We start from the raw sequence: 3926 nt of genomic DNA on the forward strand, positions 1-3926 counted from the left end.
AGAACACGTACTGGTCTTCGGCATGGTTGATGATGTAGGCGACCTGCTCGGGGAACAGGCGCGGGTTGACGGTATGGCATACCGCTCCCGAGCCCGATACGCCGTAGTAGATCTCCAGGTGACGATAGCCATTCCAGGMCAGCGTGCCAACACGGTCGCCCGACTGCACGCCCAGCGCGGCGATGGCCTGGGCCAGCTTGCGCGAGCGCAGCTCGCAATCGCGGTAGGTATAACGGTGCAGATCGCCTTCGGTCCGTCGCGAGACGATTTCCGTGCCGCCATAGTGGCGTGCGGCGTGCTTGATGATGGAGGAAATGAGCAGGGGTTCGCTCATCATTTGACCCATCAATGCCATGGAATAGTCTCCTGTAATTTTCGAAATCCGTCAAAAAACGAACAACCGTTCTATTTTTGGGCCGATTGTTGCCATCCATTGATGAAACGTCAACGGGAATCCGTTGTGCAGCGCCATATCCGGGAGGCCGGCGGGCTGCACCCCGGCCCCATGGCGGTGCGCCGGGGGCGKGATTCAAGGGATATCCGGAAACATTGTGGTGACAACGACGGTCAGAGATGCAAATGACGGCGTGGAAGTACAATAACGCCTGCCATGTTGCACCTCAACATGTCGTTTTCCCTAGCCTGCAAGCGCACTTGCGCGAAATCCGGCACGCCGGCGCTGCACCGCCCAGCCACCCATAGTGATGCCCCAGTGAACTCTCCCGAGCCAACCGACGCCCCCCAAGCCTTGCCAGACACCGCCGGCCCCGCCCCATTGAATGCTGCCGAGCCGCGGCCGCCGTTCACTGCCGTGCCAGGCTTTGCGGAGCTCGGCCCGCGCTTCTTTACACGGCTCGCGCCCACGCCGCTACCCTCCCCCAGGCTGGTCAGCGTGTCGGCCGGCGCGGCCGGGTTGCTGGGCTGGGATGCGGATGCCGCAACGCAGCGTAGCTTCATCGAAACTTTTGCAGGAAATCACGTGCCCGAGTGGGCCGATCCCCTCGCCAGCGTGTACTCCGGCCATCAGTTCGGGGTCTGGGCGGGACAGTTGGGCGATGGCCGGGCGATACGCCTTGCCGAGGCGCGCACCGCCTCCGGCCCCTGGGAAATCCAGMTCAAGGGCGCCGGCATGACGCCCTATTCGCGCATGGCCGATGGCCGCGCCGTGCTGCGCTCCTCGATCCGCGAATACCTGTGCTCCGAGGCGATGCAGGCGCTGGGCGTGCCCACCACGCGTGCCATGTGCATCATCGGATCCAACGCCCCGGTGCGCCGCGAGACCATCGAGACCGCCTCCGTGGTGACGCGCCTGGCGCCGTCCTTTATCCGCTTTGGCCATTTCGAGCATTTCGCGGCCCGCGAGGACCTTGGCTCGCTGCGCCAGCTGGCGGATTTCGTGATCGACCGCTTCATGCCCGAATGCCGCGACGACAAGCAGCCCTACCAGGCGCTGCTGCGTGAAGTCTCCCTGCGCACCGCCGACCTGATGGCCAGGTGGCAGGCCGTGGGCTTCTGCCATGGCGTGATGAACACCGACAATATGTCGATCCTCGGGCTGACCATCGACTACGGGCCCTTTGGCTTCCTCGATGCGTTCGACGCCAACCACATCTGCAACCATTCCGATACGCAAGGCCGCTATGCCTACAGCCAGCAGCCGCAGGTTGCGTTCTGGAACCTCCACTGCCTGGCCCAGGCGCTGATGCCGCTGTGGCGAGAGGGCGATGGCAACGCCGGCGCCGAAACCAGCAAAGCGGCCACCGACGCCGCGGTAGAAGCCGCGCGCGCCGCGCTGGATCCGTTCCGCGAACGCTATGCCGGGGCCTTCTTCCAGCAGTACCGGGACAAGCTCGGCCTGCGCCCGACGGGCGGCCCCGATGCCGACGACGAGCCGCTGCTGACCGACCTGTTCCAGCTGCTGCACGCCCAGCGCGTGGACTACACCTTGTTTTGGCGCAATCTCGCCCGCATCTCCTGCGCCGATGGCAGCCAGGATGCCCCGGTGCGAGACCTGTTCCTGGACCGCGCGGCGTGGGATGCCTGGGCCGAGGCCTACCGCGCCCGCCTGCGTGCCGAGAACTCCGTTGACGCCGTGCGCGCGGTGGCCATGCTGGCGGTCAACCCGAAGTACGTGCTGCGCAACCACCTGGCCGAAACCGCCATCCAGCTCGCGCGCGAGAACGACTTCAGCGAGGTGGACCGCTTGCTGGCCGTGCTGTCGCGCCCGTTCGACGAGCAGCCGGAGGCCGAGGGCTATGCCGCGCTGCCGCCGGACTGGGCAGCCGGGCTGGAAGTGAGCTGCTCGTCGTGAAGGCGCGGCGCCACTGCAAGCACTGTAAGGTTTGACTGGCAAGAAACGACCAACCGGCCTTGGGTGACGAAAAGCGGGCTGCGCAACCAGCTGTGCGCCCGCCGAGCCTCCCGGCCAACGAGAAAGGAAAGCCGACTATGACCACGCACAAGACTGAAGCCGAGTGGCGCGAGCAACTCTCCGACATCGAGTACCGCGTTGCCCGCGAAGCCGCCACCGAGCGGCCCTTCACCGGCCGCTACTGGGATCACTGGGAGCGCGGCACTTACCGTTGTGTCGGCTGCGGCACGCCGCTGTTCGAAGCCAGCACCAAGTTCGACGCCGGTTGCGGCTGGCCGAGCTATTTCCGCCCGATCAACGGCGAGGTGATCGACGAGCACACCGACCACACGCACGGCATGGTCCGGGTGGAGGTTCGCTGCAAGGAATGCGGCAGCCATCTTGGCCACGTTTTCGAAGATGGCCCCGCGCCCACCGGTTTGCGCTACTGCATCAACTCGGCTGCGCTAAAATTCGACCAGCGCGACCCCGCCGACCTCAACGCGGGTGACGCCGCGCCGACATCGCCCGACACGCCGCGCTAAGCCCGAACCGCCCGCGCGGCGGTTCGCCGCCAACCAAGCCTTCGACCTTGCGTCGCTCAATCCTKTTCGCATGAAATTCCTGTTCGACCTGTTTCCGGTCATCCTGTTCTTCGTCGCCTTCAAGTTCGCTGGCATCTATGCCGCCACCGGCGTGGCGATCGCCGCCACCGTGGTGCAGATCGGCTGGGTCTGGCTGCGCCACCGCAAGGTCGAGCCGATGCAGTGGGTCAGCCTGGTGATCATCTCGGTGTTCGGCGGCGCCACGCTGCTGCTGCATAACGAGACCTTCATCAAGTGGAAGCCCACCGTGCTGTACTGGCTGTTCGCCGCCACGCTGACCCTGTCGGCGCTGATCTGGCGCAAGAACCTGATCCGCGCCATGCTGGGCAAGCAGGTCACCATGCCGGAAGCCGCCTGGGGCAAGCTCAACGCCGCCTGGGCCGCTTTCTTCGCCGTGATGGGCGTGGTCAACCTCTATGTGGCCTACCAGTTCTCCACCGACGCCTGGGTCAACTTCAAGCTGTTCGGCAGCATGGGCCTGATGCTGGTGTTCATCCTGGCACAAAGCGTCTGGCTGTCCCGCCACATGCAGGAAAACACCCCCGAGTAAGCGCACCGGCGGGCCCTGCCCGCCGCGCCTGCCTCGATTGATCTCCCGGCTCCGGCCGGGCCCCACCAGGATACGCATTCACCGATGGCCGCAGAACCMGCACAAATCGAAGCCCTGCTGCGCGCAGCCCTTTCGCCCTCCAGTGTCGAAGTACGCGACGACAGCGCGCTGCACGCCGGCCACGCCGGCGCCGCCTCCGGTGGCGGGCATTACCACGTCACCATCGTCAGCGCGCAATTTGCCGGCAGCACCCGGGTGGCGCGCCATCGCATGGTGTATGATGCGCTGCGCGATCTATTCCCCGCGCAAATCCACGCGCTGGCGGTGACCGCGCTGACTGACCAAGAACTTGAATCCCGCGAAACCTCCCGCGATTCCTCGAGCAACTCTCAGACCTGATTCCATGAAGACCACAGTCCTC

The 3926-nt window shown here is 65.4% G+C and carries 5 protein-coding genes; 4 read left to right on the top strand and 1 reads right to left on the bottom strand.

The annotated features are described in order from the left end of the window. Positions 1-355: AMP-binding protein (locus AC1DS3_RS36240; RefSeq protein ID WP_477129097.1), on the bottom strand; the 355-nt coding region annotated here is incomplete at its 3' end. Positions 356-712: 357 nt separating this feature from the next. Here AC1DS3_RS36240 and AC1DS3_RS36245 point away from each other — a divergent pair. From AC1DS3_RS36245 to AC1DS3_RS36260, 4 genes are all read left to right on the top strand, one after another. Beyond that, the gene (locus AC1DS3_RS36245) at positions 713-2311 is read left to right on the top strand and encodes a protein adenylyltransferase SelO (protein ID WP_477129098.1); all 1599 of its coding nucleotides are present in this window, start codon (positions 713-715) and stop codon (positions 2309-2311) included. A 137-nt stretch (positions 2312-2448) separates the two neighbouring features. Further along, positions 2449-2895: a peptide-methionine (R)-S-oxide reductase MsrB gene (msrB, locus tag AC1DS3_RS36250; RefSeq protein WP_043346672.1), complete on the top strand. Its 447-nt coding sequence runs from the start codon at positions 2449-2451 to the stop codon at positions 2893-2895. A 70-nt stretch (positions 2896-2965) separates the two neighbouring features. Then, entirely contained in the window at positions 2966-3505 is a 540-nt protein-coding gene (locus AC1DS3_RS36255; protein WP_045236319.1) for a septation protein A, read from the top strand. An 84-nt stretch (positions 3506-3589) separates the two neighbouring features. Then, on the top strand, positions 3590-3904 hold the full coding sequence (locus AC1DS3_RS36260) for a BolA family protein (protein WP_441634824.1): 315 nt from the start codon (positions 3590-3592) through the stop codon (positions 3902-3904). Positions 3905-3926 lie beyond the last annotated feature (22 nt).

The organism is Cupriavidus sp. 01L46 (assembly GCF_056399905.1).

Bases quoted from the DNA above. Each gene is read 5' to 3' on its own strand.
- msrB (WP_043346672.1), top strand. From the start codon at position 2,449: ATGACCACGCACAAGACTGAAGCCGAGTGGCGCGAGCAACTCTCCGAC.
- AC1DS3_RS36255 (WP_045236319.1), top strand. From the start codon at position 2,966: ATGAAATTCCTGTTCGACCTGTTTCCGGTCATCCTGTTCTTCGTCGCC.